At 67.6% G+C, this 24,912-nt stretch carries 25 protein-coding genes; 16 read left to right on the top strand and 9 right to left on the bottom strand.

Translation table 11 applies throughout. The features are described 5' to 3' along the window. Nucleotides 1-35: 35 nt before the first annotated feature. On the top strand, nucleotides 36-1,100 hold the full coding sequence (gene fba / locus DELCS14_RS27640) for a class II fructose-bisphosphate aldolase (RefSeq protein WP_013804528.1): 1,065 nt from the start codon (nucleotides 36-38) through the stop codon (nucleotides 1,098-1,100). Between the two features lie 57 nt (nucleotides 1,101-1,157). Here the strand turns inward: fba and DELCS14_RS27635 are convergent, their stop codons facing one another. Both DELCS14_RS27635 and DELCS14_RS27630 read right to left on the bottom strand, forming a co-directional pair. Then, the gene (locus tag DELCS14_RS27635; RefSeq protein ID WP_013804527.1) at nucleotides 1,158-1,994 is read right to left on the bottom strand and encodes a sulfite exporter TauE/SafE family protein; all 837 of its coding nucleotides are present in this window, start codon (nucleotides 1,992-1,994) and stop codon (nucleotides 1,158-1,160) included. A gap of 132 nt (nucleotides 1,995-2,126) precedes the next feature. Then, nucleotides 2,127-2,912 (bottom strand): nucleotidyltransferase family protein, encoded by a 786-nt coding sequence (locus tag DELCS14_RS27630; RefSeq protein WP_013804526.1) that lies wholly within the window; start codon nucleotides 2,910-2,912, stop codon nucleotides 2,127-2,129. Nucleotides 2,913-3,029: 117 nt separating this feature from the next. Between DELCS14_RS27630 and tkt the strand changes: the two genes are divergently transcribed. From tkt to DELCS14_RS27615, 3 genes are all read left to right on the top strand, one after another. Then, nucleotides 3,030-5,075, top strand: a complete 2,046-nt coding sequence (gene tkt, locus DELCS14_RS27625; protein ID WP_012202870.1) for a transketolase — start codon at nucleotides 3,030-3,032, stop codon at nucleotides 5,073-5,075. A gap of 109 nt (nucleotides 5,076-5,184) precedes the next feature. Then, a complete protein-coding gene (gene gap / locus DELCS14_RS27620; RefSeq protein ID WP_012202871.1) occupies nucleotides 5,185-6,186 on the top strand; it encodes a type I glyceraldehyde-3-phosphate dehydrogenase in 1,002 nt (333 codons plus the stop codon). 151 nt (nucleotides 6,187-6,337) lie between these two features. Beyond that, complete coding sequence (locus tag DELCS14_RS27615) at nucleotides 6,338-6,697, top strand: tRNA-binding protein (RefSeq protein ID WP_013804525.1); 360 nt, start codon at nucleotides 6,338-6,340, stop codon at nucleotides 6,695-6,697. 28 nt (nucleotides 6,698-6,725) lie between these two features. Here DELCS14_RS27615 and DELCS14_RS27610 read toward each other — a convergent pair whose 3' ends face one another. The 3 genes from DELCS14_RS27610 to DELCS14_RS27600 all read right to left on the bottom strand — a co-directional run bounded on the left by DELCS14_RS27610 (nucleotide 6,726) and on the right by DELCS14_RS27600 (nucleotide 9,977). Next, nucleotides 6,726-7,700, bottom strand: a complete 975-nt coding sequence (locus DELCS14_RS27610) for a tripartite tricarboxylate transporter substrate binding protein (protein WP_013804524.1) — start codon at nucleotides 7,698-7,700, stop codon at nucleotides 6,726-6,728. Next, on the bottom strand, nucleotides 7,697-8,950 hold the full coding sequence (locus DELCS14_RS27605) for a M20 aminoacylase family protein (protein ID WP_013804523.1): 1,254 nt from the start codon (nucleotides 8,948-8,950) through the stop codon (nucleotides 7,697-7,699). The genes DELCS14_RS27610 and DELCS14_RS27605 overlap by 4 nt, the downstream gene beginning before the upstream one ends. Nucleotides 8,951-9,083: 133 nt before the next feature. Continuing rightward, nucleotides 9,084-9,977 carry a LysR family transcriptional regulator gene (locus DELCS14_RS27600; protein WP_013804522.1) on the bottom strand — a complete coding sequence of 298 codons (894 nt, stop codon included), beginning with the start codon at nucleotides 9,975-9,977 and terminating at the stop codon, nucleotides 9,084-9,086. 141 nt (nucleotides 9,978-10,118) lie between these two features. Between DELCS14_RS27600 and dkgB the strand changes: the two genes are divergently transcribed. Both dkgB and DELCS14_RS27590 read left to right on the top strand, forming a co-directional pair. Further along, nucleotides 10,119-10,940, top strand: a complete 822-nt coding sequence (gene dkgB / locus DELCS14_RS27595; RefSeq protein WP_013804521.1) for a 2,5-didehydrogluconate reductase DkgB — start codon at nucleotides 10,119-10,121, stop codon at nucleotides 10,938-10,940. 158 nt (nucleotides 10,941-11,098) lie between these two features. Then, nucleotides 11,099-12,778 (top strand): long-chain-fatty-acid--CoA ligase, encoded by a 1,680-nt coding sequence (locus DELCS14_RS27590; RefSeq protein ID WP_012202878.1) that lies wholly within the window; start codon nucleotides 11,099-11,101, stop codon nucleotides 12,776-12,778. 68 nt (nucleotides 12,779-12,846) lie between these two features. Here the strand turns inward: DELCS14_RS27590 and DELCS14_RS27585 are convergent, their stop codons facing one another. Next, nucleotides 12,847-14,292, bottom strand: a complete 1,446-nt coding sequence (locus tag DELCS14_RS27585) for an L-lactate permease (RefSeq protein WP_013804520.1) — start codon at nucleotides 14,290-14,292, stop codon at nucleotides 12,847-12,849. A 143-nt stretch (nucleotides 14,293-14,435) separates the two neighbouring features. Between DELCS14_RS27585 and DELCS14_RS27580 the strand changes: the two genes are divergently transcribed. From DELCS14_RS27580 to DELCS14_RS27540, 9 genes are all read left to right on the top strand, one after another. Next, the gene (locus tag DELCS14_RS27580; RefSeq protein ID WP_013804519.1) at nucleotides 14,436-14,927 is read left to right on the top strand and encodes an Lrp/AsnC family transcriptional regulator; all 492 of its coding nucleotides are present in this window, start codon (nucleotides 14,436-14,438) and stop codon (nucleotides 14,925-14,927) included. Between the two features lie 81 nt (nucleotides 14,928-15,008). Next, nucleotides 15,009-15,599: a TetR/AcrR family transcriptional regulator gene (locus DELCS14_RS27575; RefSeq protein WP_013804518.1), complete on the top strand. Its 591-nt coding sequence runs from the start codon at nucleotides 15,009-15,011 to the stop codon at nucleotides 15,597-15,599. Nucleotides 15,600-15,735: 136 nt separating this feature from the next. After that, nucleotides 15,736-16,620 carry an NAD(P)-dependent oxidoreductase gene (locus DELCS14_RS27570; protein ID WP_013804517.1) on the top strand — a complete coding sequence of 295 codons (885 nt, stop codon included), beginning with the start codon at nucleotides 15,736-15,738 and terminating at the stop codon, nucleotides 16,618-16,620. A gap of 22 nt (nucleotides 16,621-16,642) precedes the next feature. Continuing rightward, nucleotides 16,643-17,839 (top strand): MFS transporter, encoded by a 1,197-nt coding sequence (locus tag DELCS14_RS27565; protein ID WP_013804516.1) that lies wholly within the window; start codon nucleotides 16,643-16,645, stop codon nucleotides 17,837-17,839. Between the two features lie 200 nt (nucleotides 17,840-18,039). Next, complete coding sequence (locus tag DELCS14_RS27560) at nucleotides 18,040-18,570, top strand: cupin domain-containing protein (protein ID WP_012202881.1); 531 nt, start codon at nucleotides 18,040-18,042, stop codon at nucleotides 18,568-18,570. A gap of 173 nt (nucleotides 18,571-18,743) precedes the next feature. Next, the gene (locus tag DELCS14_RS27555) at nucleotides 18,744-19,574 is read left to right on the top strand and encodes an alpha/beta fold hydrolase (protein WP_172642972.1); all 831 of its coding nucleotides are present in this window, start codon (nucleotides 18,744-18,746) and stop codon (nucleotides 19,572-19,574) included. A 22-nt stretch (nucleotides 19,575-19,596) separates the two neighbouring features. Further along, nucleotides 19,597-20,403, top strand: coding sequence for an IclR family transcriptional regulator (locus tag DELCS14_RS27550; protein WP_012202883.1), 807 nt, complete (start codon nucleotides 19,597-19,599; stop codon nucleotides 20,401-20,403). A 54-nt stretch (nucleotides 20,404-20,457) separates the two neighbouring features. After that, nucleotides 20,458-21,255 carry an aspartate dehydrogenase gene (locus tag DELCS14_RS27545; protein WP_013804514.1) on the top strand — a complete coding sequence of 266 codons (798 nt, stop codon included), beginning with the start codon at nucleotides 20,458-20,460 and terminating at the stop codon, nucleotides 21,253-21,255. Between the two features lie 111 nt (nucleotides 21,256-21,366). Continuing rightward, nucleotides 21,367-22,128: a 5'-methylthioadenosine/adenosylhomocysteine nucleosidase gene (locus DELCS14_RS27540; RefSeq protein ID WP_013804513.1), complete on the top strand. Its 762-nt coding sequence runs from the start codon at nucleotides 21,367-21,369 to the stop codon at nucleotides 22,126-22,128. A gap of 12 nt (nucleotides 22,129-22,140) precedes the next feature. Here DELCS14_RS27540 and DELCS14_RS27535 read toward each other — a convergent pair whose 3' ends face one another. The 3 genes from DELCS14_RS27535 to DELCS14_RS30260 form a co-directional block, all read right to left on the bottom strand. Continuing rightward, nucleotides 22,141-22,449 (bottom strand): XRE family transcriptional regulator, encoded by a 309-nt coding sequence (locus DELCS14_RS27535; RefSeq protein ID WP_013804512.1) that lies wholly within the window; start codon nucleotides 22,447-22,449, stop codon nucleotides 22,141-22,143. Further along, entirely contained in the window at nucleotides 22,446-22,793 is a 348-nt protein-coding gene (locus DELCS14_RS27530) for a type II toxin-antitoxin system RelE/ParE family toxin (RefSeq protein ID WP_013804511.1), read from the bottom strand. The genes DELCS14_RS27535 and DELCS14_RS27530 overlap by 4 nt, the downstream gene beginning before the upstream one ends. A 263-nt stretch (nucleotides 22,794-23,056) precedes the next feature. Further along, on the bottom strand, nucleotides 23,057-23,332 hold the full coding sequence (locus DELCS14_RS30260; protein WP_013804510.1) for a hypothetical protein: 276 nt from the start codon (nucleotides 23,330-23,332) through the stop codon (nucleotides 23,057-23,059). A gap of 807 nt (nucleotides 23,333-24,139) precedes the next feature. Here DELCS14_RS30260 and DELCS14_RS27525 point away from each other — a divergent pair. Beyond that, nucleotides 24,140-24,910, top strand: coding sequence for an SDR family oxidoreductase (locus DELCS14_RS27525; RefSeq protein WP_012202888.1), 771 nt, complete (start codon nucleotides 24,140-24,142; stop codon nucleotides 24,908-24,910). The last annotated feature ends 2 nt before the right edge of the window (nucleotides 24,911-24,912 follow it).

The raw sequence follows: 24,912 nt of genomic DNA, 5'->3' as shown, positions 1-24,912 counted from the left end.
ATCCCCCTCTCAACAACTTGATACGGACCCTACACATGCCTCTCGTTTCGATGCGCGAACTGCTGGACCACGCTGCCGAAAACGGCTACGGTCTTCCCGCCTTCAACGTCAACAACCTGGAGCAGGTGCAAGCCGTGATGTCGGCCGCTGACGAAGTGGGCGCGCCCGTCATCCTGCAGGCCAGCGCAGGCGCCCGCAAGTACGCCGGCGAGCCCTTCATCAAGCACCTGATCCAGGCCGCTGCCGAGCAGTATCCCCACATCCCCCTGGTCATGCACCAGGACCACGGCACCTCGCCCGCCATCTGCCAGGGCGCGCTGAACCTGGGCTTCGGCTCGGTGATGATGGACGGCTCGCTGATGGAAGACGGCAAGACGCCTTCCTCCTTCGAATACAACGTGGACGTGACCCGCAAGGTCGTGGAAATGGCCCACAAGCTGGGCGCCACCGTCGAAGGTGAGCTCGGCTGCCTGGGCTCGCTGGAAACCGGCATGGCTGGCGAGGAAGACGGCGTGGGCGCCGAAGGCGTGCTCGACCACTCGGCCCTGCTGACCGACCCCGAGGAAGCGGCCCAGTTCGTCAAGGCCACGCAGCTGGATGCGCTGGCCATTGCCATCGGCACCAGCCACGGCGCCTACAAGTTCACGCGCAAGCCCACGGGCGACATCCTGTCCATCCAGCGCGTCAAGGAAATCCACGCGCGCCTGCCCAACACCCACCTGGTCATGCACGGCTCCTCCTCCGTGCCCCAGGAACTGCTGGAAATCATCCGCCAGTACGGCGGCGCCATGAAGGAAACCTACGGCGTGCCCGTCGAGGAAATCCAGGAAGCCATCAAGCACGGCGTGCGCAAGATCAACATCGACACCGACATCCGCCTGGCGATGACCGGCGCTGTGCGCAAGTTCCTGGCTGAGAACCCCGAGAAGTTCGATGCCCGCGAATGGCTCAAGCCTGCCCGCGAAGCCGCCAAGCAGATCTGCAAGGCCCGCTACATCGAGTTCGGCTGCGAAGGCCAGGGCGCCAAGATCAAGGGCTACACGCTGGAGCAGATGGCCGCCAAGTACGCTGCCGGTTCGCTGCAGCAGGTCGTGAACTGATCGGTTCCTTCCCCTTCAAAAAAAGCCCGCCGGTCCGCCCGGCGGGCTTTTTTGTTGTCAGCGCGGCGCGGGGGCCGCAGCCGGGGACCGCTGGGGTACGGCCATGGCCATCTCGTCATCGGGCACCACGGGCTGGGGGTGGCTGGCGTTCCAGCCCGACACCAGCAGGCTGGTGCCCGACAGCACCAGCAGCAGGCAGACCATCCATTCCACCAGCCGCTTGGGCAGGGCGGGCGGATGGCGCATGTGCAGCCAGGTCACCACCGTCACCACGGGAAAGGCCAGGGCCGCCGCCAGCAGCACGCTGGCGGTGATCTCGCCCTCCCAGGCCACCATCACCAGGCGCAGCAGCGCGCAGGTGAGGAACATGGCAAACAGGCACTGGCGCACCACCAGGCGGTCCAGCGGCTGGCGGTACAGGTGGTAGACCATGGGCGGGCCCGGCGTGGCAAACAGTCCGCCCAGCACCCCCGAGGCCACACCGGCCACCCACAGCGACACCGGCCCCGACACCTGCGCGTTGACCTGCTTTTGCAGCAACAGCAACAGCGCGCAGGCCACGATGGCCAGGCCCAGCAGCATGCGCAGCCCGCTCAGCGCATTGCCGCTGAGCCACTGCAGCAGCAGCACGCCGCCGATCACGCCGATGACGCTGCTGATCAGCATGGGCTTGAGCAGGGACCACTGCGGCACCTGGCGGTGGGCGCGCAGGTAGGCCACGCCGTTGACCACGGACAGCAGGCAGGCCACGTTGGCCGCATCGCCAATGCCCATCAGGTGCGTGGCACCGGCCACGCCCACGAAGATCAGCCCGAAGGCAAAGCCCGTCAGGTTCTGGCAAAACGTCGCCAGGCCCACCAGGGCCAGGAACATCACATACTGGATCACGCTCATCGAAAGGCTTTCTGGCGCGCCGCTGCGCCGAACCGGCGACGCTATCACGAAGCGCGCGCCGCTGCCTGCAGGCGCAGCGGGCAGGGCGCCAAGCCGCCGATCGCCAGGCCGCACTCACCGACGCGCGGTGTATCAGCCCGGCGCGTTGAGGCGTTCCAGCCGCTCGGGCGTGCCCACGTCGGTCCAGCGGCCCGTGTACAGGCTGGCCCCCACCTGGCCGGCCGCCATGGCGCGGCGCAGCAGCAGTACCAGCGGCACGCGCCATCCCTCGGGGTTGCCGGGCGGGATGTCGCACCAGGGCGCGGCAAACAGCTCGGCGCGCAGCAGCGCAATGGTGCCGTAGGTCTGGCGCGGGCGGGCATCGCCCTCGGGCCAGTCGCAGGCCAGGCTCAGTTCGTCCACACCGAAGTCGCCACGCGGGTGGTGCTCGGGGTTGGGCACCAGCCACAGATGGGCCAGGCGGCCGCTGGCGGCAAATTCGCGGGCCGCCTCGAACGGAAAATCGAAGTCGGGCGCGTAGACGTCGCCGGCCGCCAGCCAGAACACATCGCCCAGCAGCGGCAGCGCGCGCGCAATGCCGCCGGCGGTCTCCAGCGCCTGCTCGGGCTCGGGGGAATAGGCCAGTTGCAGCGGCTCGCCACCGGCGTCCGGCACGAATTGGGGGCCGAATCGCGCCGGAATCTGCGCGCCCAGCCAGCCCGTGTTGACCACCGCGCGGCGCACGCCCGCCCGGGCCAGCGCCTGCATGTGGTGCTGCAGCAGCGGCTGGCCCTGCACCTGCAGCAGGGGCTTGGGTGTGGTGTCGGTCAGCGGCCGCATGCGCTCGCCACGGCCTGCGGCCAGCAGCATGGCAGGCGGCTGTTCGGTGAGGGAAAGCGCCTTGGCGGCGGGGAACGGCGGGATGGGCTGGGCGGTCATGGAGGGCAACTGTAGACCATTGCCAGCGGCCATTGCCCCGCGCGCGGGAGCCGAAAACCCCAGTCCTTTAAAATGGCCGGCTTATTCTGATTACCCCCTCCTTCACGGAGCGCCCTGATGGCCAACACTCAACAAATGGCGAATGCGATCCGCGCACTCGCAATGGATGCCGTTCAACAAGCCAACTCCGGCCACCCCGGCGCCCCCATGGGCATGGCCGACATGGCCGTGGCACTGTGGAGCCGTCACCTCAAGCACAACCCCGTCAACCCGCAATGGGCTGACCGTGACCGCTTCATCCTGTCCAACGGCCACGGCTCCATGCTGATCTACGCGCTGCTGCACCTCACGGGCTACGCGCTGCCGATCGACGAGCTCAAGAACTTCCGCCAGCTGCACAGCAAGACGGCCGGCCACCCCGAAGTGGGCATCACCCCCGGCGTGGAAACCACCACCGGCCCGCTGGGCCAGGGCATCACCAATGCCGTGGGCTTCGCGCTGGCCGAAAAGCTGCTGGCTGCCGAATTCAACCGTCCCGGCCACGCCATCGTCGACCACCACACCTACGTGTTCCTGGGTGACGGCTGCCTGATGGAAGGCATCAGCCACGAGGCCGCGGCCCTGGCCGGCGCCTGGAAGCTGGGCAAGCTGGTGGCGCTGTACGACGACAACGGCATCTCCATCGACGGCAAGGTCGCTCCCTGGTTCATCGACAACACGCCCGCCCGCTTCGAAGCCTATGGCTGGAACGTGATCCGCGACGTGGACGGCCACAACGTCCAGGCCCTCGATGCCGCCATCGCCGCTGCCAAGAAGAACAGCTCCAAGCCCACGCTGATCTGCTGCAAGACCAGCATCGGCAAGGGCTCGCCCAACCGCCAGGACACGGCCAAGGCCCACGGCGAGCCCCTGGGCGCCGAGGAAATCGCGCTGACCCGCGCGGCCCTGGGCTGGGAGCACGGCCCCTTCGACATCCCCGCCAGCGTCTACGGCGACTGGGATGCCAAGGCCGCCGGCGCCAAGGCCGAAGCGGCCTGGAACAAGAAGTTCGCCGCCTACGCCAAGGCCTTCCCCGAACTGGCAGCCGACTTCACGCGCCGCATGGCCGGCGACCTGCCTGCCAACTTCGGCGAGATCGCCGCGCAGATCGCCTCCGACGCGCATGACGCAGGCGCCACCGTGGCCAGCCGCAAGGCCAGCCAGCTGGCCCTGGAAGGCCTGACCGCAGCCCTGCCCGAACTGCTGGGCGGCTCGGCCGACCTGACCGGCTCCAACCTGACCAACACCAAGAGCACGCCTTCGCTGCGCGTGGACGACAAGGGTGCCGTGGTCCTGACCGAAGACGGCAAGATCGGCCGCCACATCAACTACGGTGTGCGTGAGTTCGGCATGGCCGCCATCATGAACGGCATCGCCCTGCATGGCGGCTACATCCCCTACGCAGGCACCTTCCTGACCTTCAGCGACTACAGCCGCAACGCCATCCGCATGGCCGCGCTGATGAAGCAGCGCGTGGTCCACGTCTTCACGCACGACTCCATCGGCCTGGGCGAAGACGGCCCCACCCACCAGTCCATCGAGCACGCCGCCTCGCTGCGCCTGATCCCTGGCCTGGATGTCTGGCGCCCTGCAGACACCACGGAAACCGCCGTCGCCTGGACCGTGGCCCTGAGCCAGAAGAACAAGCCCACGGCCCTGCTGCTGTCGCGCCAGAACCTGGCCTACGCAGCCAAGACCGAAGACGCGCTGGACGACATCGCCTGCGGCGCCTACGTGCTGTCCGAGCCCAAGGCCGTCGGCCTGAACAAGAAGGCCCAGGCCGTCATCATCGCCACCGGCTCCGAAGTGCAGCTGGCCCTGGCCGCCCAGAAGCTGCTGGCCGAGCGCAAGGTCGCCGTGCGCGTGGTCTCCATGCCCAGCACCACCACCTTCGACAAGCAGGACGCCAAGTACAAGAGCCAGGTGCTGCCGGCCAACCTGCCGCGCATCGCCGTGGAAATGGGCGTGACCGACTTCTGGTGGAAGTACGGCTGCGCCGCCGTCGTCGGCATCGACACCTACGGCGAATCGGCTCCAGCGCCCGTGCTGTTCAAGCACTTCGGCTTCACGGCCGAGAACGTGGCCGACACCGTGCAGGCTGCGCTGCAGCGCGCCGGCAAGTAAAGCTGCGAGAAGGGGCCTGTGGCCCCTTTTTGCCGCCCGCCAGGCCCGGCCTGGCCCTCACCGTTTCAGTTTTTCCGTTTTTCGCAATCCGTCAATCCAAGAGGCAAATATGACGATCAAGATCGGTATCAACGGCTTCGGCCGCATCGGCCGCATGGTGTTCCGCGCTGCCGTGCAGAACTTCAGCGACATCGAAGTCGTGGGCATCAACGACCTGCTCGAGCCCGACTACCTGGCCTACATGCTCAAGTACGACAGCGTGCACGGCCGCTTCAAGGGCGAGGTCTCGGTGGAGGGCTCCAACCTGATCGTCAACGGCAAGACCATCCGCCTGACGCAGGAGCGCGACCCCGCCAACCTGAAGTGGAACGAAGTCGGCGCCGACATCGTGATCGAGGCCACCGGCCTGTTCCTGACCGACGAGACCGCACGCAAGCACCTGGCTGCCGGCGCCAAGAAGGTCATCATGTCCGCGCCTTCCAAGGACAGCACCCCGATGTTCGTCTTCGGCGTGAACTGCAAGACCTACGCCGGCCAGGACGTGATCTCCAACGCCTCCTGCACCACCAACTGCCTGGCTCCCGTGGCCAAGGTGCTCAACGACAAGTGGGGCATCAAGCGCGGCCTGATGACCACCGTGCACGCTGCCACCGCCACGCAAAAGACCGTGGACGGCCCCAGCAACAAGGACTGGCGCGGCGGCCGCGGCATCCTGGAAAACATCATTCCCTCCAGCACGGGCGCAGCCAAGGCCGTGGGCGTGGTGATTCCTGAGCTCAACAAGAAGCTGACCGGCATGTCCTTCCGCGTGCCCACCTCCGACGTGTCGGTGGTGGACCTGACGGTGGAGCTGAACAGCGAAGCCAGCTACGAAGAGATCTGCGCCGAAATGAAGGCCCAGTCGCAAGGCGCGCTCAAGGGCGTGCTGGGCTACACCGAAGACAAGGTCGTGGCCACGGACTTCCGCGGCGAGTCCTGCACCTCGGTGTTCGATGCCGAAGCCGGCATCGCCCTGGACAAGACCTTCGTGAAGGTCGTGTCCTGGTACGACAACGAGTGGGGCTACTCCAACAAGTGCCTGGAAATGGTGCGCGTGGTCGCCGCCAAGTAATCCTGGCGCGAACCGCTGCGGGGCCTGTCGAGGGCCCTGCACCAGGCCGGCATCGGACGCGATGCCGGCCTTTTTCATGGCGGGCAGTGTGCCCTGGCACTGCAAGCGTTGCTCGACAAAGCCGGCACTGGCGGCGCGGCATCATGGCCGCATGACTACTTCATCCGCATTGCACGAGAACATTGGCTTTGACGACTTCCTCAAGGTGGAGCTGCGCGTGGGCCGCATCGTGAACGCCCAGGTGTTCAAGGAGGCGCGCCGCCCCGCCTATGTGCTGCAGGTCGATTTCGGCCCGGAGCTGGGCCTGCGCAAATCCAGCGCCCAGATCACGGCGCTGTACCGGCCCGAGGAACTGATAGGCCGCCAGGTGGTGGCCGTGCTGAACTTTCCCAGCAAGCAGATCGGTCCCATGCGATCGGAATGCCTGGTCACGGGATTCCACAACGAGAACGGCGAGGTCGCGCTGTGCGTGCCCGACCGCGAGGTGCCGCTGGGCACCAAGCTGCTGTGACGGCCTGGGTGACTATTGGCCTGGGTGACTATTCGATGCGCACGTCGGCCGCCTTGACGATGCGCCCGGACGCTTCCCAGTCGTCCTTGAGCAGGCGCTGGAATTCGGCGGCCGGCAGGGTGGCGGCTTCCACGCCCACGCGGGCCAGGCGCTCCTGGACCACGGGCTCGGCCAGCACCTTGCGCACGGCGGCGTTGATGCGCTCCACTTCGGCGGGCGGCGTGCCGGCCGGTGCCAGCAGGCCCAGCCAGGAGTCGAAGGCATAGCCGGGCACGCCGGACTCGGCCACCGTGGGCAGATCGGGCAGGAAGCGCGAGCGCTGCTGGCCCGAGTAGGCCAGCAGCTTCACGCGCGGGTCCTTCTGGAAGGCCAGCATGCCGATGGTGGCGCCCGTGACCAGCTGCACGCGGCCGGCCAGCAGCTCGGTCGTGGCGTCGCCCGTGGATTTCATCGGGATGTGCTGCAGCTTGATGCCCGCCTGCGCGGCCAGTGAGGCCGAGGCCAGGTGCGAGGCGCTGCCATTGCCGGCCGACGCATAGTTGAGCTGGCCGGGCTGGGCCCTGGCGCGCTGCAGCAGCTCGCCCAGGGTCTGCACGCCCGAGGCGGCCGGCACGCCCACCACATAGCCCGTGCGGCCCAGGAAGGACACGCCCACGAAGTCCTTGAGCGGGTCATAGGGCAGCTTAGCGTACAGATGGCCGGCCAGGTTGTGGCTGGCCGCAGCCAGCACCAGGGTGTTGCCGTCCGGCGCGGACTTGGCCACCTGGGCCGTGCCCACGCTGCCACCCGCGCCCGCCCGGTTTTCCACCACCACGGTGGCGCCCAGGGCCTGGCCCAGTTCATTGCTGAAGGTGCGTGCCACCGTGTCCTGCGTGGCGCCTGCGCCGAAGGGCACGACGATGCGGATCACGCGTTCGGCATGCACGGCCGGTGCCAGTCCCAGGGCCAGGGCTGCTGCCAGCAGAACGCGGCGGGTGACGGGAGAAGGGTGAGGGGTTTTCATGGGGAAGTTTCCTGGGGGACGACAAGCCACCGCTCCACCAGCCGCACGAAGTAGCTGGCGCCGATGGCAAGGATGTCGTCGTTGAAGTCGTAGGAGCGGTTGTGGATCAGGCAGGGGCCGTCGCCATGGCCGGGCAGTCGGTGATCGCCCTGGCCGTTGCCGATGAAGGCGTAGCAGCCGGGCCGCGCCTGCAGCATGTGGGCGAAGTCCTCGGCCGCCAGCACGCCGGGGAACTGCGTGTCCACGGCGTCGTCGCCCGCGATCTCGCGCATCACGGCGGTGGCGAAGGCGGCCTCGGCCGCGTGGTTGACCAGCGGCGGCGAGGCGCGCCGGAAATGGATCTCGGCTCGGCAGCCATGGGCCAGGGCCGTGTGCTCGGCCTGGCGGCGCAGGGCGGCTTCGAGGATGTCCAGCGCCGCCACGGAGAAGGTGCGCACCGTGCCGCCCACCCAGGCGCTGTCGGGAATCACATTGGGCGCGTCCGAGCCCTGGATCTGCGTCACCGCCAGCAGCGCGCGTTCGCGCGAATCCACATGGCGCGCGACCAGGGTCTGCAGCTGCTGGGCCAGGTCAATGGTGGCGGCCACCGGGTCGATGCCCGTGTGCGGCAGCGAGGCATGCGTGCCCTGCCCATGCAGCACGATGCGGAAGGTGTTGCTGGAGGCCATGAGCGCGCCCGGGTTGAGCGCGAAGCTGCCCACGCGGTCCAGCGCGAAGTTGTGCAGGGCGAAGACCGCATCGCAGGGGAAGCGCTCGAACAGGCCTTCGTCGATCATCCTGCGTGCGCCGGCCTTGCCCATCTCTTCGGCCGGCTGAAAGATCAGGTGCACCGTGCCCGCGAAGTCGCGCGTGCGCGCCAGATGCCAGGCCGCGGCCAGCAGCATGGTGGTGTGGCCGTCATGGCCGCAGGCATGCATGCGGCCTGCGTGCTGCGAGCGGTGGGCGAACCGGTTTTCTTCCTGCAGCGGCAGCGCATCCAGGTCGGCGCGCAGGCCGATGGTGCGCGTGCCGTGGCGTGCGTCCATATGCCTGCCGCGCACCACGCCCACCACGCCCGTGCCGGCCAGGCCGGTGTGCACCTCCACGCCCCAGGCGGCCAGGCGTTCGGCCACGATGGCCGAGGTGCGGTGTTCCTCGAAGCCCAGCTCGGGGTGGGCATGCAGGTCGCGCCGCAGGGCCACGAAGGGCGCCATGTCGGCAAAGCTTTCGATCAGGTGGGGCAAGGCGGTCTCCGGCCGCAGCCGGCCCATGCCTGCTGCGGCGAATCCCGGATTCTGTAAAACCGCGAGCCCTGCGGCAACGAAGCAAAACGCATATGCATGCGCCCTGCATGCACAAGCCGAACGGGCCGATCAAGCCGTTCAGGCGGACGTCACAGGGCCCTCAGGACTGCGCCATGCGCTGCGCGAGAAAGTCCAGGAAGGCCGTGATGCGCGCGGCCAGCGCCGTGTTGCGGTAGTAGACGGCGTGGATGGGCTGGCGCTGCTGCACGGTCTCGCGCGCCAGCACCTGCACCAGCTCGCCCTGGGCGCGATCGCGCACGGTCATGAAGTCGGCCAGGCAGACCACGCCCTGGCCTGCCAGGGCCAGTTGGCGCATGGTCTCGCCGCTGGAGGCCGTGAGCTGGGGCGCGGCATCCCAGCGGTCGCCGCCCTCGGGCGTGCGCAGCGGCCAGTGGTTCAGGCCGGGCACCTGGCTGTTGCCAATGCGCTGGTGGCGCGCCAGCGCGGCCACGCTGGACACGGGGCCATGGGCCTGCAAGTAGGCGGGGCTGGCCAGCACGCGCAGCACGCTGTGGCACAGCAGCCGCGCATGCAGCGTGGAGTCGCGCAGCTCGCCGATGCGGATGGCGATGTCGGTGCGCTGGGCCAGCAGGTCGATGTGCAGGTCATCGGTGTTCAGCTCCAGCGTGATCAGCGGATAGAGCGCGCGGAACTCGCCGACCAGCGGCACGATGGCATGCAGCATGAAGGGCGAGGCCGCGTTGACGCGCAGCAGCCCGGCCGGCGCCTGGCGCCGCGCGGCCAGTTCCTCCTCGGCCGCGTCCAGGGCCTGCAGCACCTCGCGCGCGCGGGCCAGGAAGCGCTCGCCTTCCTCGGTCAGTTCCAGGCTGCGCGTGGTGCGCCGCACCAGTGTGGTGGCCAGCTTTTTCTCCAGGCGCGACAGGCTGCGGCTGATGCCCGAGGTGGTCTGTCCCAACTGCTCGGCCGCCGCCGTGATGCTGCCGCAGTCGATCACGGCGCGAAAGGCCTGCAACTCGTCCAGGGTGGTTTTCATGGGGCGCCAGCTTGGCGCAATTGTTGCTGCAGCGTCAAATATTTTCTGCTGATACCAGGCTTTATCTGCAAGCGTTAACCCGCCAGACTGCAGTCTTCGGGGCGTGGTTCCGCGCCTTGTTTGCTTTTTTGAAAGACCTGCATGACATCGACTGCCTCTCTCGCTTCCGTGGTGCCCGCGTTCGGCCTGGGCACCTTCCGCCTCAAGGATGAGGTGGTGCGCCACTCCGTGGGCCAGGCCCTGGAGGTGGGCTACCGCGCCATCGACACCGCCCAGATCTACGGCAACGAGGCCGATGTGGGTGCCGCCATCGCCGCTAGCGCCGTGCCGCGCGATCAGCTCTTCCTCACCACCAAGATCTGGACCGAGAACCTGTCCGCCGACGCGCTGATCCCCAGCCTGGAGCGCAGCCTTGAAGCCCTGCGCACCGACCATGTGGAGCTGACGCTGATCCACTGGCCCTCGCGCAGCGTGCCGCTGGAGGACAGCCTGGGCGCGCTCATGCGCGCCAGGGAGCAGGGGCTGACGCGCCACATCGGCGTGTCCAACTTCAACATCGCGCTGCTGCAGCAATCCATTGCCGCCGTGGGCGCCACGAACATCGCCACCAACCAGATCGAACTGAGCCCCTATCTGCAAAACCGCGCCGTCACCGACTTCGCACGCCAGCAGGGCATTCACACCACCTCGTACATGACGCTGGGCTACGGCAAGCTGCTGGCCGATCCCGTGCTGGCCGACATCGCCGCCGCCCACGGCGCCACGCCCGCCCAGGTGGCGCTGGCCTGGGCCATGGCCATGGGCTATGCCGTCATTCCCTCGTCCACCCAGCGCGCCCACCTGCAGGCCAACCTGGACAGCTGCCGGCTGGTGCTGGGCGCCGAAGACATGCAGCGCATCGCCGCGCTGGAACGCGGCGACCGCCAGGTCAGCCCTGACGGCCTGGCTCCCGCCTGGGATTGAACGGGGGGCTGTGATCGGGGGCCTGCGCGGCCCGGCGGGCTTTGACCTGGAGCAACGCAATGGTGACCCTAGGGGTAGTACTAGGGTTATCACAGTATCGAACGACCGTGCTTTTTATGAGAATGCACGTTCAATCGAGAAACCAGGAGACGAGCAGCATGAGTGACCGCCCATGGCTGGGTGCCTATCCGGCAGGTGTGCCCGCCGACATCGATCCCTCCCAATACCCCTCGCTGGTGGCCCTGATGGAGGAGGCCTTCAGCCGCTACGCGGACCGTGTGGCCTATTCCTTCATGGGCAAGGAGCTGACCTACTCACAGGTCGATGCGCAAAGCCGCGCCTTCGCCGCCTATCTGCAGAGCCTGGGCCTGGCCCGCGGCGACCGCGTGGCGCTGATGATGCCCAACATTCCCCAGTACCCCGTGGCCGTGGCCGCCGTGCTGCGCGCGGGCTTCGTCGTGGTCAACGTCAACCCGCTGTACACGGCCCGCGAGCTGGAGCACCAGCTCAAGGACTCGGGCGCCAAGGCCATCGTCATCATCGAGAACTTCGCCCACACGCTGCAGGCCTGCAAGGCCGCCACGCCCGTGCAGCACATGGTGCTGTGCACCATGGGCGACCAGCTGGGCATGCTCAAGGGCGCCATCGTCAATTACGTGGTGCGCAAGGTCAAGAAGCTGGTGCCGCCGTTCTCGCTGCCGGGGGCCGTGCGCTTCAACGACGCGCTGTCCAAGGGCATGCGCTCGCCCTTCCAGGCGCCGCAACTGCAGGCCTCCGACATGGCCCTGCTGCAGTACACGGGCGGCACCACGGGCGTGAGCAAGGGCGCCGTGCTGCTGCACAGCAACATCATTGCCAACGTGCTGCAGTCCGAGGCCTGGAACCTGCCTGCCATGGGCAAGGTGCCGGCCGGCGAGCAGCCCACCAGCATCTGCGCGCTGCCGCTGTACCACATCTTCGCCTTCACGGTGAACATGATGCTGTCCATGCGCACGGGCGGAAAGACCATCCTGATTCCCAATCCGCGCGACCTCAAGGCCACGCTCAAGCAGCTGTCCACGCAGCGCTTTCACAGCTTCCCCGCCGTGAGCACGCTGTTCAACGGCCTGGCCAACCACCCGGACTTCAACACCGTGGACTGGTCGCACCTGAAGGTCTCGGTCGGCGGCGGCATGGCCGTGCAAAGCGCCGTGGCCCAGCTGTGGCTGCAAAAGACCGGCTGCCCGATCTGCGAGGGCTATGGCCTGTCGGAGACCAGCCCCACGGTCAGCTGCAACCCGGTCACCTCCACCGAGTTCTCGGGCACCATCGGCGTGCCCTTGCCCAGCACCTATCTCAAGCTGGTCGATGACGACGGCAACGACGTGACCGAACTGGGCGCGCGCGGTGAACTGGCCATCAAGGGCCCGCAGGTCATGGCCGCCTACTGGCAGCGCCCCGACGAAACCGCCAAGGTCTTCACCGCCGACGGATATTTCCGCACCGGCGACATCGGCACCATGGACGAGCGCGGCTACTTCAAGATCGTGGACCGCAAGAAGGACATGGTCCTGGTCAGCGGCTTCAACGTCTATCCCAATGAAGTGGAAGACGTGGTCTCCAACTGCCCCGGCGTGCTCGAATGCGCCGTGGTCGGCGTGCCCGACGAGAAGACCGGCGAGGCCGTCAAGCTGGTCATCGTGCGCAAGGACGACAGCCTCACCGAACAGGCCGTGCGCGACTTCTGCCACGACAATCTCACGGGCTACAAGCGGCCTCGCGTGATCGAGTTCCGCACCGAGCTGCCCAAGACCCCGGTGGGCAAGATCCTGCGCCGGGAGCTGCGCGACAGCAAGTAACGCAGGCGGCTTGCCGTGTTTGAAAAGAGGCGCTGCGGCGCCTCTTTTCATTGGAAAGGAACACGTCTTCAGAACACGCCCAGACCCGCCAGGGCCAGCGCCGCCAGCGCCACGGCCGCCGCATTGAGGCAGGCCAGCGCAAAGCCGAAGCGCACGAGTTCTCCCTCTTCCTGGGCATTGGTCCGTGCCAGGCCCAGCACCAGCATCACGATGGACAGGGAGCCCAGTGCCGCATGCCCGGCGGCGCTGTTGTGCACGGCGGCCAGCAGCAGGCGCGAGGACTCGGGCAGCAGGGCGATGGCGGGCATGAAGATCGCGTTGCCGCCCACGTTGGAGCCCGTCATGTAGCCGGCCAGCGCGCCGAAGGCCGCCACGATGGGCGCCAGGGCAGCGGGCGCCAGCTCGGCCAGCAGCTGCACCAGGCCGGACAGGAAACCGGCCTTGACCATCATCTGCGACATGGCCAGAAAGAAGAAGATGGTCAGCAGCGGGCGCTTGGCGCGGGCGGTGAGCGCACCGGCCAGGGGGATGCCGCTGCCGGCGCCGCGCACCAGCAGAAGGCCCAGCACCAGGGTCAGCGCCAAGCCCGGGGAGGCCAGCGGCTTCCAGGCCACCTGGGCGCCCTGCAAGATCCAGCGCTGGTCCCACTGCGTGGCCAGGGCCAGCAGCTTGAGCAGCACGATGGCAAGGGCCAGCGCCAGATACGGCCAGGCCTGTCGCGGCCAGCCGGGTGCCGCCTGGTCACGGCCGCGCATGCGCAGTGCGCGCACCAGCATACCCAGCGCCACTGCAAAGCCCGCGCCCACGCCCGCCACCTCGGGACCCAGCCAGCGGCTGATGCCATGCAGCACGCCCACGAACAGCAGGCCAAAGCCGCCCAGCAGCAGCCAGGCCCGCGCACCGCGCTCTCCGGCCAGGTGCAGGGACAGGGCGCCCAGCACCAGGAATACCGGCGCGCTGGTCAGCGAGGACACAGCTGCCAGCGCGGCCGCGTCCACATGGGCCAGCGAGGCACCGATCACGGTGGCCAGGCCCAGCGTGCCCCAGGGCATGATGGCCATGCCCGCCAGCGCCATGCGCAGTGCGGCGCGCCGCTCGAACAGGCTCAGCAGCAGCGGCACGGTGGCGATCAGCGACACGCCAAAGCCTGTCATCGCCTCCAGCAGCGGCGCCAGGCCCAGCACGATGAACACCACCTGATCGGCCGGCCCCAGGCCCAGCGAGCGCACCCACTGGCTCAGCGCCTGGTTCACGCCCATGCGTTCGATGAGGATCACAAAGCCCAGGCCCGGCACGATCACGAAGGCCGTGCTCAGGAACAGCACACCCGTGTCGCGCGCTGCGGCCAGGGCGGCGCCGGAAGCGGCGGTGCCCGTCGCCATCCAGGCATCGACCAGCCACAGCAGGGCGACCAGCACCGCCCCGGCCATGGCCGCCTGCACAGGCGGGCGGCGCAAAACCATGAGCATGGACATCACAAGAAACACGGGAGACAGGTGGAGCAGGGTGGCCATGGGATGGGCTTTCTCGGCAGGCAGGTCCGCATGCGTTGGATGCGGAAAACGACGAAATACTATTTCGCGGCACCTGTTTTTTGGTCTCTGAATTGGGGGTGTTTGCGAGAAAATTTCTCACCCTCCAAAAGTCCTCGCTTCCCATGACCAAGCCCACCGCCCACCCTGCTCACCTGGCCGACCTGGACGGCTTCGACCGCGCCATCCTGGCCATCGTCCAGCGCGACAGCACGGTGCCGCTGCGCCTGCTGGCCGAGCAGGTCAACCTGTCCACGGCCGCCGTGCAGCGCCGCCTCAAGCGCATGCAGGCCGAAGGCGTGATCACCGGCCAGGCCGCCACCGTGGACCCCACGCGCGTGGGCCGGCCCATCACCATCATCGTGGAGGTCATGACCGAGCGCACCAGCATCGACGCGCTCAACGCCATGAAGTCGCACTTCGCCGTGCCCGAGGTCCAGCAGTGCTACTACGTCACGGGCGAGGTGGACTTCGTGCTCGTGCTCACCGTGGCCACCATGCAGGAGTACGAGGCCCTGGCGCGGCGCCTGTTCGCCGAGAACCCCAACGTCAAATGGTTCAAGACCATCGTGGCGCTGGACCGCGTGAAGGTGGGGCTGGAAATTCCCTGCGAGTGAAGGCCCTTTGGCGCAATCTTGACAGCCGCGGAACGGCCGCCTACATTGAGTGGAATGATCGTTCCAATTCAATGAGCCGCCATGCGCACCAAGGACTTCGACCCCGATGACATCGCAGACGCCGCCATGCAGGTGTTCTGGCAGCGCGGCTACGCGGCCACCTCGGTGCAGGACCTGGTGGACGGCACGGGCCTGTCGCGCAGCAGCCTGTACGGCACCTTCGAGAACAAGCAGGGGCTGTTCCAGCATGCGCTGCGCCGCTATGAGGCCGTGACCACCTCCAACGTGGAACTGCTGTCCGGCCCGGGGCGCGCCCGGGACCTGGTGCGGCAGCTGCTGCTGCGCATCGTGCAGGACGAATTGAGCGATGCCGGGCGCCGTGGCTGCCTGGTCGCCAATGCCGCGCTGGAGCTGGCCGGCCATGACGAGGCCGTGGCCGAGAGGGTGGCCGGCAACTTCCAGCGCCTGCAAAAGGCGCTGGAAAAGCTCATCCTGCGCGGCCAGCAGGAAGGCGACATCACCGACAGCAAAAAGCCGCGTGCCCTGGCGCGCTTCGTCCTGAACACCGTGCAGGGCCTGCGCGTGCTGGGCAAGGGAAGCAGCGCGCCGCAGCGCCGCCAGTGCCTGATGGACGTGGTCGACGTGGTCGACATGGCGCTGCAGGCGCAGTAGCCGGCCACCCGCCACCCGCCGCGCGCATGTCGTGCCGTTGCGGGTTTTTATTTTCCTTGAATTGGAATGATCGTTCCAGTAATCCGGATTTCGGTTTTCCTTGTCTGTTTCACTCTCTCATCACCCTGGAGTTCCCATGCATTCAAACCTTCAAACCACCATTGCCGTGCTCGGCACGGGCCTGATCGGTGCGCCCGTCGCGCGCAACCTGCAACGCAAGGGCTTCACCGTCCGCGCCTGGAACCGGACGGCCGCCAAGGCCCAGGCCCTTGCGGCCGACGGCGTTCAGGCCTGCGGCGATGCGGTCGACGCCGTGCGTGGCGCCCGCATCGTCGTCACCGTGCTCAAGGACGGGCCGGCCGTGCTGCAGGCCATGCAGGCTGCAGCGCCCGCATTGCAGCCGGGCACACTGTGGCTGCAACTGAGCACGGTGGGTGTGGACGCCATCGCGCCGCTGGCGCAATTCGCCGATCGGCATGGCCTGGTGTTCTACGACTGCCCCGTGCAGGGCACGCGCCAGCCGGCCGAGCAGGGCCAGCTGGTCATCCTGGCCGCAGGCCCGCTGGCGCAGCGCGGCCAGGTGCAGCCGGTGTTCGATGCCATTGGCAAACGCAGCCTGTGGATTGCGCAGCAGGCAGGCGCCGCCAGCCGGCTCAAGCTGGCGCTCAACCACTGGGCCTTCGCACTCACGCATGGCCTGGCCGAAAGCCTGGCGCTGGCCAAGGGGCTGGACATAGAACCGGCACTGGTGGTCGATGCCGTCACGGGCGGGCCCATGGACAGCGGCTTCTTCCAGGCCAAGGCCGCTGCCATGCTGTCAGGCCGCTACGACGCCAGCTTCACCGTGGCCAATGCCGTCAAGGACGCCCAACTGGTGGCCGATGCCGCCGCCGGCGCAGGCCTGCTGCTGGATGGCGCCCAGGCCGGGCTGCGCCGCTTCGAGCGCGCGCTGGCCGCCGGGCATGGCGACAAGGACATGGCGGCATCCCACCTGGCATCCCATCCAGCCTCCCATGCCTGAGATGCGCAGCGAGGACAAGGCAATGAACCAGCCCATGGACACCTCCGGCGACACGGGCCTGCCGCTGGGCAGGCTGCTGGCCCTGGCGATGGCAGGCTTTCTGGCCATCATGACCGAGACCCTGCCGGCCGGCCTGCTGCCACAGATCGGCACGGGACTGGCAGTGTCCGAAGCCATGGCCGGCCAGATGGTCACGCTGTACGCGCTGGGTTCGGTACTGGCCGCCATTCCCGTCGTGGCCGCCACGCGCGGCCTCAGGCGCCGGCCGCTGTTCATGGCGGCGGTGGGCGGGCTGCTGCTTTTCAACAGCCTCACCGCGCTGTCCGGCCACTACGGCCTGACCCTGGTCGCCCGCTTTGCCGCAGGCATGGCTGCCGGCGTGATCTGGGGGCTGGTGGCCGGCTATGCGCGGCGCATGGTGCCGCCGCATCTGCAGGGGCGTGCACTGGCCGTGGCGGGCGTGGGCCAGCCGTTGGCCCTGGCGGCCGGCGTGCCGCTGGGCGCCTGGCTGGGCAGCCTGTTCGACTGGCGCGGCGTGTTCTGGGCGCTGTCGGCGCTGTGCCTGCTGCTGCTGGCCTGGGTGCGGCTGGGTGTGCCGGATTACGCCGGGCAGACGGCGCACCAACGCCAGCCCGTGGCGCGCATCCTGCTCGTGCCCGGCGTGCGTCCCGTGCTGCTGGCGCTGTTCGGCTGGATGCTGGCCCACAACATGCTCTACACCTTCATCGCGCCTTTCCTGGTCTCTGCAGGGCTGGGGCAAAGGGTGGATGTGGTGCTGCTGCTGTTCGGCCTTGCGGCCATTGCCGGTATCTGGCTCACGGGCCTGCTGGTGGACCGCTGGCTGCGCGCGCTCACCGTGCTGAGCCTGGCCTTGTTCGCCGTGTCTGCGCTGGTGCTGGGCCTGGCCGGGCAGTCGGCCGTGGCCGTTCTGATCGGCGTTGCGGCCTGGGGCCTGAGCTTTGGCGGCGCGCCCACGCTGCTGCAGACCGCGCTGGCCGACGCGGCAGGCGAGGGCGCCGACGTGGCCCAGTCCATGCTGGTGACGGTCTTCAACCTGGCCGTGGCGAGCGGCGGCGTGGCCGGCGGACTGCTGCTGGGCTGGCTGGGTGCCTCCGCCTTGCCCTGGGCGCTGGCGGTGTTGGCACTGGCCTGCCTGTCCGTGGTCTGGCCGGCCAGCCATGCGGGCTTTCGGCCTGGGCGGCGCAGCATGGCTGCCTGAGGCACCCGCATCGCTGTTGCACCCGCATCGCTGTTCCCTCAACAGACTGGGCAGCAAAGGGGCCACATGCCGCTGCGCATGTGGCCCTTGTTGCGTGCGATCAATCTTCCTATAATTGTTTTACCCCATGAACTGTGATTCATGGATAAAACAAATGGCGCCTTCCCCGCCATGATCCACCGACGTTGATGGAGAGACACATGTCCGAATCCGCTCAGAACACGCCCCGCACCTGGGACCAGCCCGAAGGCTCCAGCTTCGAACAATGGATGGAGTCGCGCGTGGCGCGGTTTTCCACGCGCAAGTACGACTTCGACGCGCTGAAGTTCCAGGCCGACTTCGACCCCAAGTACCGCCGTGGCCAGATGCGCTACATCGGCACGGGCGGCACGGGCGTGGCTGCGGACAGCAACACCATCCCGTCCGAGAACTTCACCTTCTCCACCATGGTCATCCCGGCCGGCAATGAAGGCCCCTCGCACCTGCACACCGATGTGGAGGAAGTCTTCTTCCTGATCCGCGGCAAGCTCAAGCTCGTGCTGGAGAAGGACGGCCAGCGCTTCGAGACCATCCTCACTGACCGCGACGTGGTCTCCGTGCCGCCCGGCGTGTACCGCGAGGAAATCAACATCGGCGACGAAGACGCGCTGATGTGCGTGATGCTGGGCGCCAAGAAGCCCATCACGCCCACCTATCCCCCAGAACACCCCCTGGCAAAAATCAAACGTTAGAAATGGAGCACCCCCTGAGGCGCTTCGCGCCTTCCCCCTTGAAAGGGGGACGACAGCCTCGCGGCGGGGCGGCCCTTGCTTGCTGTCCCTGGCTTGGATCGTGCCAGTCTCATGGCTGAAGGGCCATGCCATCGCCATGGATAACTGAAATGACCCCCTCGGTAACAGCATGCATGGAGCAGCGCCTTCAGGCGCAGTTCCCCGAACATCTCATCGCCCTGCCCGGTGGCGCTCAGGCCGCCTGGCGCGAGGCCGGCGACACGGCCTCGGACTTTGCCGTGGTGATGCTGCACGGCATCAGCTCGGGCGCCGCCTCCTGGCTGGACGTGGCCCTGGCGCTGGCGCCGCGCACGCGTGTGCTGGCCTGGGACGCGCCCGGCTATGGCCGCTCCACGCCGCTGGCACCCGACGCGCCCACGGGCGCCGACTACGCCCGCGTGCTGGAGCAGTCGCTGCAGGCGCTGGGCGTGCGCCGCTGCCTGCTGGTGGGCCACTCGCTGGGTGCGCTCATGGGCACGCCCTGGGCGGTGCAGGCCGGTGCCGGGCGCGTGCAGCAACTGGTGCTGATCAGCCCCGCTGGCGGCTATGGCGCACCCGGCATGGGCGAGCAGCAGGCCAAGGTACGCCAGGGCCGTCTTGCGGCCCTTCAGGAAAAAGGCATCGAAGGCCTGGCCGCCGCCATCGACCAGCGCCTGGTCTCGCCCGCCGCACCCGAGCCCGTGCGCCAATGGGTGCGCTGGAACACGGCGCGCCTGCATGCTGCCGGCTACGCCCAGGCCGTGGAGCTGCTGTGCGGCAGCGACCTGGGGCAGGCGGCCGGGCAACTGGCCATGCCGGTCGAGGTCTGGGTGGGCGAGCACGACGTGGTCACGCCGCCCGCTGCCTGCGCGGCCTGGGCCGCAAGGCTGGGCGCCCGGTACGTTACGCTTGCGGCAGCCGGCCATGCCTCTGTCGTCGAACAACCTGCGGATGTCGCACAGAGGCTGGCCACCCTGCTGACCTGATGGCCTACCGGCCCGAATTGCGATGAGCGACACCTCCGAAACCCTCTCGAACGACAACGACCGCTACACCGTCCCCGCGCTGGAGCGCGGCCTGCGCCTGCTGGCCTGCTTCACGCCTTCGCAGCCCGTGTGGAGCGCGCCCGACCTGGCGCGCACCCTGGCGCTGCCGCGTTCCACGGTGTTCCGGATGCTGACGACGCTGGAGAACATGGGGTATCTGCAACGCTCGGGCACCGAGTACCGGCTGGGCCTGTCCGTGCTGCGCCTGGGCTACGACTACCTGTCCACCCAGCCGCTGGCCCAACTGGCCGAGCCCGTGCTGCAGGCGCTGTGCGAGCGCCTGGGCTTCACCACCAACCTGGCGCTGCTGGACGGCACCTCCGTGGTCTACGTGGCGCGCATCGCGCCGGCCGGCGCCTTCCAGGGCGCCGTGCGCGTGGGCTCGCGCCTGCCCGCCCATGCCACCGTGCTGGGCCGCGCCCTGTTGCAGGACATGGACGCAGACCAGCTGCGAGAACTCTTCGGCGGCAGCGAACTGCCGCAATTCTCGGAAAGCACGCCGCGTGACGTGCAGCAACTGCAGCAACTGCTGCTGCAGGACCGCGAGCGCGGCTACGCCATGGGCGAGGGCTTCTACGAGCCCGGCGTCTCCAGCATTGCCGCGCCCGTGCGCGATGCGCAGGGCCGCATCATCGCGGGCCTGGGCATGGCCGTGGCATTTACCGAAATCGCACCCGGGCGCATGGCGCACTGGGTGGAACAGGTGCGCGAGGCCGCCGTCGAGCTGACGGGCCACCTGCGCACCCAGCATCCTGGTTTTCTGCGCTGAGGAGACGGTGCCCCCACCGGCCTTCAGCGCGTTCTTGCTCAGAAAGAAATGACGATGAATATTGCTGTGATTGGCTGCGGTGCGATTGGCGCCAGCGTGCTCGAACTGCTCAAGGGCCATGCCGCGGTGCAGGTGGGCTGGGTGCTTGTGCCCGAAGTGACGGACGCCGTGCGCGCCACCCTGGCCCGGCATGCGCCCCAGGCGCGCGCACTGCCTGCGCTGACGACTGAAGACCGGCCCGACCTTATCGTCGAATGCGCAGGCCATACCGCCATCGAAGAGCATGTGCTGCCCGCCCTGCGGCGCGGCATTCCTGCCGTCGTGGCCTCCATCGGCGCACTCAGCGCCCCCGGCATGGCCGAGGCCGTTCAGGCCGCGGCCGAGGCCGGAGGCACCCAGGTGCAATTGCTGTCGGGCGCCATCGGCGGCGTGGATGCGCTGGCCGCAGCCCGCATCGGCGGCCTGGACGAAGTGGTCTACACCGGCCGCAAGCCGCCCCTGGCCTGGACCGGCACGCCCGCAGAACAGCGCTGCGACCTCGCCAGCCTCAAGGAAGCCTTCTGCATCTTCGAAGGCAGCGCACGCGAGGCCGCCCAGCTCTACCCCAAGAACGCCAACGTGGCCGCCACCCTGTCGCTGGCCGGCATGGGCCTGGACCGCACCACGGTGCGCCTGTACGCCGACCCGGCCGTGGACGAAAACGTGCACCATGTGGCCGCGCGCGGCGCCTTCGGTTCCATGGAATTGACCATGCGCGGCAAGCCGCTGGAGGCCAACCCCAAGACCTCGGCCCTCACCGTCTACAGCGTGGTGCGCGCCGTGCTCAACCAGGCCACGGCCATCGCCATCTGAGCCGCACCGGGCACAGGCTCGCGGCACAATGGGCGCTTTCGCCCCGCAGGCGGCCTCCGGGCCGCCTTTGCTTTTTGCCTGTGCCGTTGAAACGTTGAAAGAGAAGCCACCATGACCATCGCCATCCTCAGTGCCCTGCCGCAGGAACAGGAAGGCCTGGTCCATGCCCTGTCCGACGCCCAGGGCACGGCCCACGCCGGCCGCATGTTCTGGCGCGGGCGCCTGCATGGGCACGACGTGGTCTGCGCGCTGTCGGGCATAGGCAAGGTGGCGGCCGCCACCACGGCCACGGCGCTGATCGAGCGCTTCGGCGTGCGCCGCATTGCCTTCACCGGCGTCGCCGGTGGCCTGGGCGAAGGCGTGCGCGTGGGCGATGTCGTCGTGGCCGACGAATACCTGCAGCACGACCTGGACGCCTCGCCCATCTTCCCGCGCTGGGAAATGCCCGGCTACGGACGCACGCGCCTGCCCTGCGATCCCGAAATGACGGCCGCGCTGCTGGCCGCCGCCCAGGCCTGCGTTGCCGAGGCGGGCGAAGACCTGCGCGCCGCCCACGCCACCACGGCGCCGCGCGCGCACCAGGGGCTGATTGCCAGCGGTGACCAGTTCGTGGGCACGGCGGGCGCCTCTTCCGCGCTGGCGCAGGGCCTGCGTGCTGCAGGGCATGAGGTGCTGGCGGTGGAGATGGAAGGCGCCGCCGTGGCGCAGGCCTGCCTGGACTATGGCGTGCCGTTTGCGGCCATGCGGACGGTTTCCGATCGGGCGGATGACAGTGCGCATGTGGACTTTGCGGAGTTTGTGAGGGTGGTGGCGAGTCGGTATGCGTTGCGGGTTGTGGATGGGTTTTTGCGGCGGCTGTCAGCGCAGCGCTGAGCGGTCGTGCTTTTATGCCGCTGATGCCTGGAGAACCGTCGCATCGTCCAGTTCAAAGTGCAAAGCCGTGCCAAGCGCCACGCTGGCGCGGGCCAACGTGGCCAGGGTGACGCCGGTGTCGTTTTCGTCCAGCAAGCGGTTCACCACCATGCGGCTGGTGCGCATGCGTGTCGCCATCTCGGTCTTGCTGACTTTCTGGGCTTTCATCGCCTGTGCGAATTGCCAGGAAATCACCCGCTTCACTGCGATAGCTGTGGCCTCCTCAAGCAGGCCTTCTTCTTCGAGGAAGTCATCGAAATTGCTGCCTAGATGTTTGTTCATGGGGTATTCCTCAGCTTCTTGAGCCGGTTTCTGGCAGTTGTCAGATCCGGCGCGGGGGTCTTGGCCGACTTTTTGATGAAGCCATGCAGCAGAACCATTTTTCCATTCTGGGCCGTGAATAGGACACGTGCGATGCCATCGGCAATGCTGCACCGCACCTCCCACAGTCCTGGCTCCATCTTGCGTACTACCGGCATGCCCAGAGGCCAGTTGTATTGGACTGTCTTGATATCGGCGCCGATGGCTTTGCGGTCTTCCACCGTAAGTTCACGAAGCCAGTCACGCACGGGCTCCTTGCCGGCATCGGATCGGTAGAAGACAACGGAAAGAATGGGCTCTTCCATCGGAAAAGTGTATCTAAAAAAGTACTATTTTGCTGCGTGTCGTTACTGATGACCGTGTAGCCCGTGTGTCATCGGAGGCCAAAGCCTTGGCGCTGGACGCGAGGGGAATTCCTGCCACTGCGATTGCTTGGTTTTGATGCCTGGTTCCTGGCCCGGCAGCCGATGGCCCTTCTTGATTCGCCAAGAAAGGTCAGGTCAAAGACGGCAACCCGAATGCCCGCGACCCCTTCGCTGCGCTCGGCCGGATGTGGCCGCACTTGTGGCTATGGGCTTTGAGTGTGGTCGCAACCTACGCTTCTGGCTTCGCCTTGCACATAGTCGGCCAGTGACTCAGCGCCGTCGCGGATGGCGCGCAGTGCGTGAGCCATGGCTTCTGGACGTCGCAAGTCTTCTGGTGCATTGAGGCTGGCCAACACAAGTTGGGCCAGGGCCCATATTTCGTTGCAGCCTTCCTGTACCCATCCATTGGTGTCGGTGATGGTGCGAGCCAGTTGCTCGAAGCTGGCGCGCGTGGGAAGAGCGGTGCGCTGATCGTTCATGTTTTCGTACTCCTGTGCGAGACGGAAACACCCGACCTGCGTTTTCAAGCGCAGGAAGGGTGGATGGGATGTTGAAAACACGCACACAGACGTGCGGGCAGCCTTGCGGGTAGCCCCATCCCATCCAAAACCGTGTGGACGTGCGGGTGCGATGCCCACTGTCCAAGTGTTCAGACGTGACGAGGCCTCACTTTCGGGGAGGCTCTGCCGCTGTGTGTAGATGGTGTTTTCAAGCACCAGCCCCGGAACAGGGGGCCACCGAAATCATAGAGGCATTCCACAACCCTGCCTCAAACCCCAGGCCGAGCGAAGCGACGGCCTGCATCCACTCCCCGTATGAACGCGCCTGCGGCGTGGTGGTTGCGGGGTTGCAGTCCTGCCGAAGGACAGGACTGCTTCGTCATCTGACTCGCTGCGGTTGTCTGAGCGGAGTTCACGCAGTGAACGCAGCGAGTTCCGCAGCGAACCCCGCAACCGCCACGACGCAGGTTGCCCCGGAGCGAAGCGCAGGGGTCGCGGGCATTTGGGCGCGTTTCTTTGCCGACTTTCTTGCCGCGCGGCAAGAAAGTCGGTCGGCCGCCGGGCCGAAACCCGGCTCCCGCCCGCAGGGCGGGCATGTCCTCACAAGCCATAAAAAGCCCCCATCCAAACACACCCAGACACACCTCTGTCATCCATTTCCCACACGCCTCCGTGTTTTCCCCAATCCCACCCCGAACCATCAGTCCTAAACTCACGCTTGTTTCAAGAAAAAAGTGTCATTTCAAATTTGAAACAGACACAAACCCCCTTCGATTGAGGTACGCCATGAACACCACGCCCTCCACAGGCCAGCTTGCCGGCCGCCGCATCCTCGTCACAGGCTCGGCGCGCGGCCTGGGCTTTGCGTTCGCCAAGGCTTTTTGCGAGCAGGGCGCGCGTGTCGCCATGGCCGATCTGCGCGAGGAGCTGCTGGCCGAGTCCGTGGCCCGGCTGCGTGCGCAGGGCTTCGAGGCCCATGGCTTCGGGCTGGATGCCGGCAATCCGGAGTCGATAGAGCGCTGCGCGCAGCAGGCCGTGCAGGCGCTGGGCGGGCTGGACGGCCTGGTGAACAACGCGGCCGTGACCGATTCGGGCGGCAAGGGCATGGACGACATCGATCTGGACAAGTGGGACCAGGTGATGAACGTGAACGTGCGCGGCGTGTGGCTGATGACGCGCGCCTGCCGCGCCGCGCTGCGCGACAGCGGCCGGGGCGCCATCGTCAACCTTGCGTCCGACACCGCGATGTGGGGCGCCCCCAACCTGATGGCCTATGTGGCCAGCAAGGGCGCGGTGATGGCCATGACGCGTTCCATGGCGCGCGAGCTGGGGGCCGACGGCATCACCATCAACGCCGTGGCGCCGGGCCTGGTGCTGGTGGAGGCCACGGAGTACGTGCCCGAGCACCGCCACCGCCTGTACATCGACCAGCGCGCGCTGCAGCGCGAGCAGCGGCCCGAGGATGTGTCGGGCGCCGTGGCCTATGCGCTGTCCGATGGCGCACGCTTCGTGACGGGGCAGGTGCTGCCCGTCAACGGCGGCTTCGTCATGAATTGAAG

The organism is Delftia sp. Cs1-4, assembly GCF_000214395.1.
In the GTDB taxonomy this organism is placed as follows: domain Bacteria; phylum Pseudomonadota; class Gammaproteobacteria; order Burkholderiales; family Burkholderiaceae_C; genus Comamonas; species Comamonas acidovorans.
This window is presented reverse-complemented; position numbering and strand designations above follow the sequence as displayed.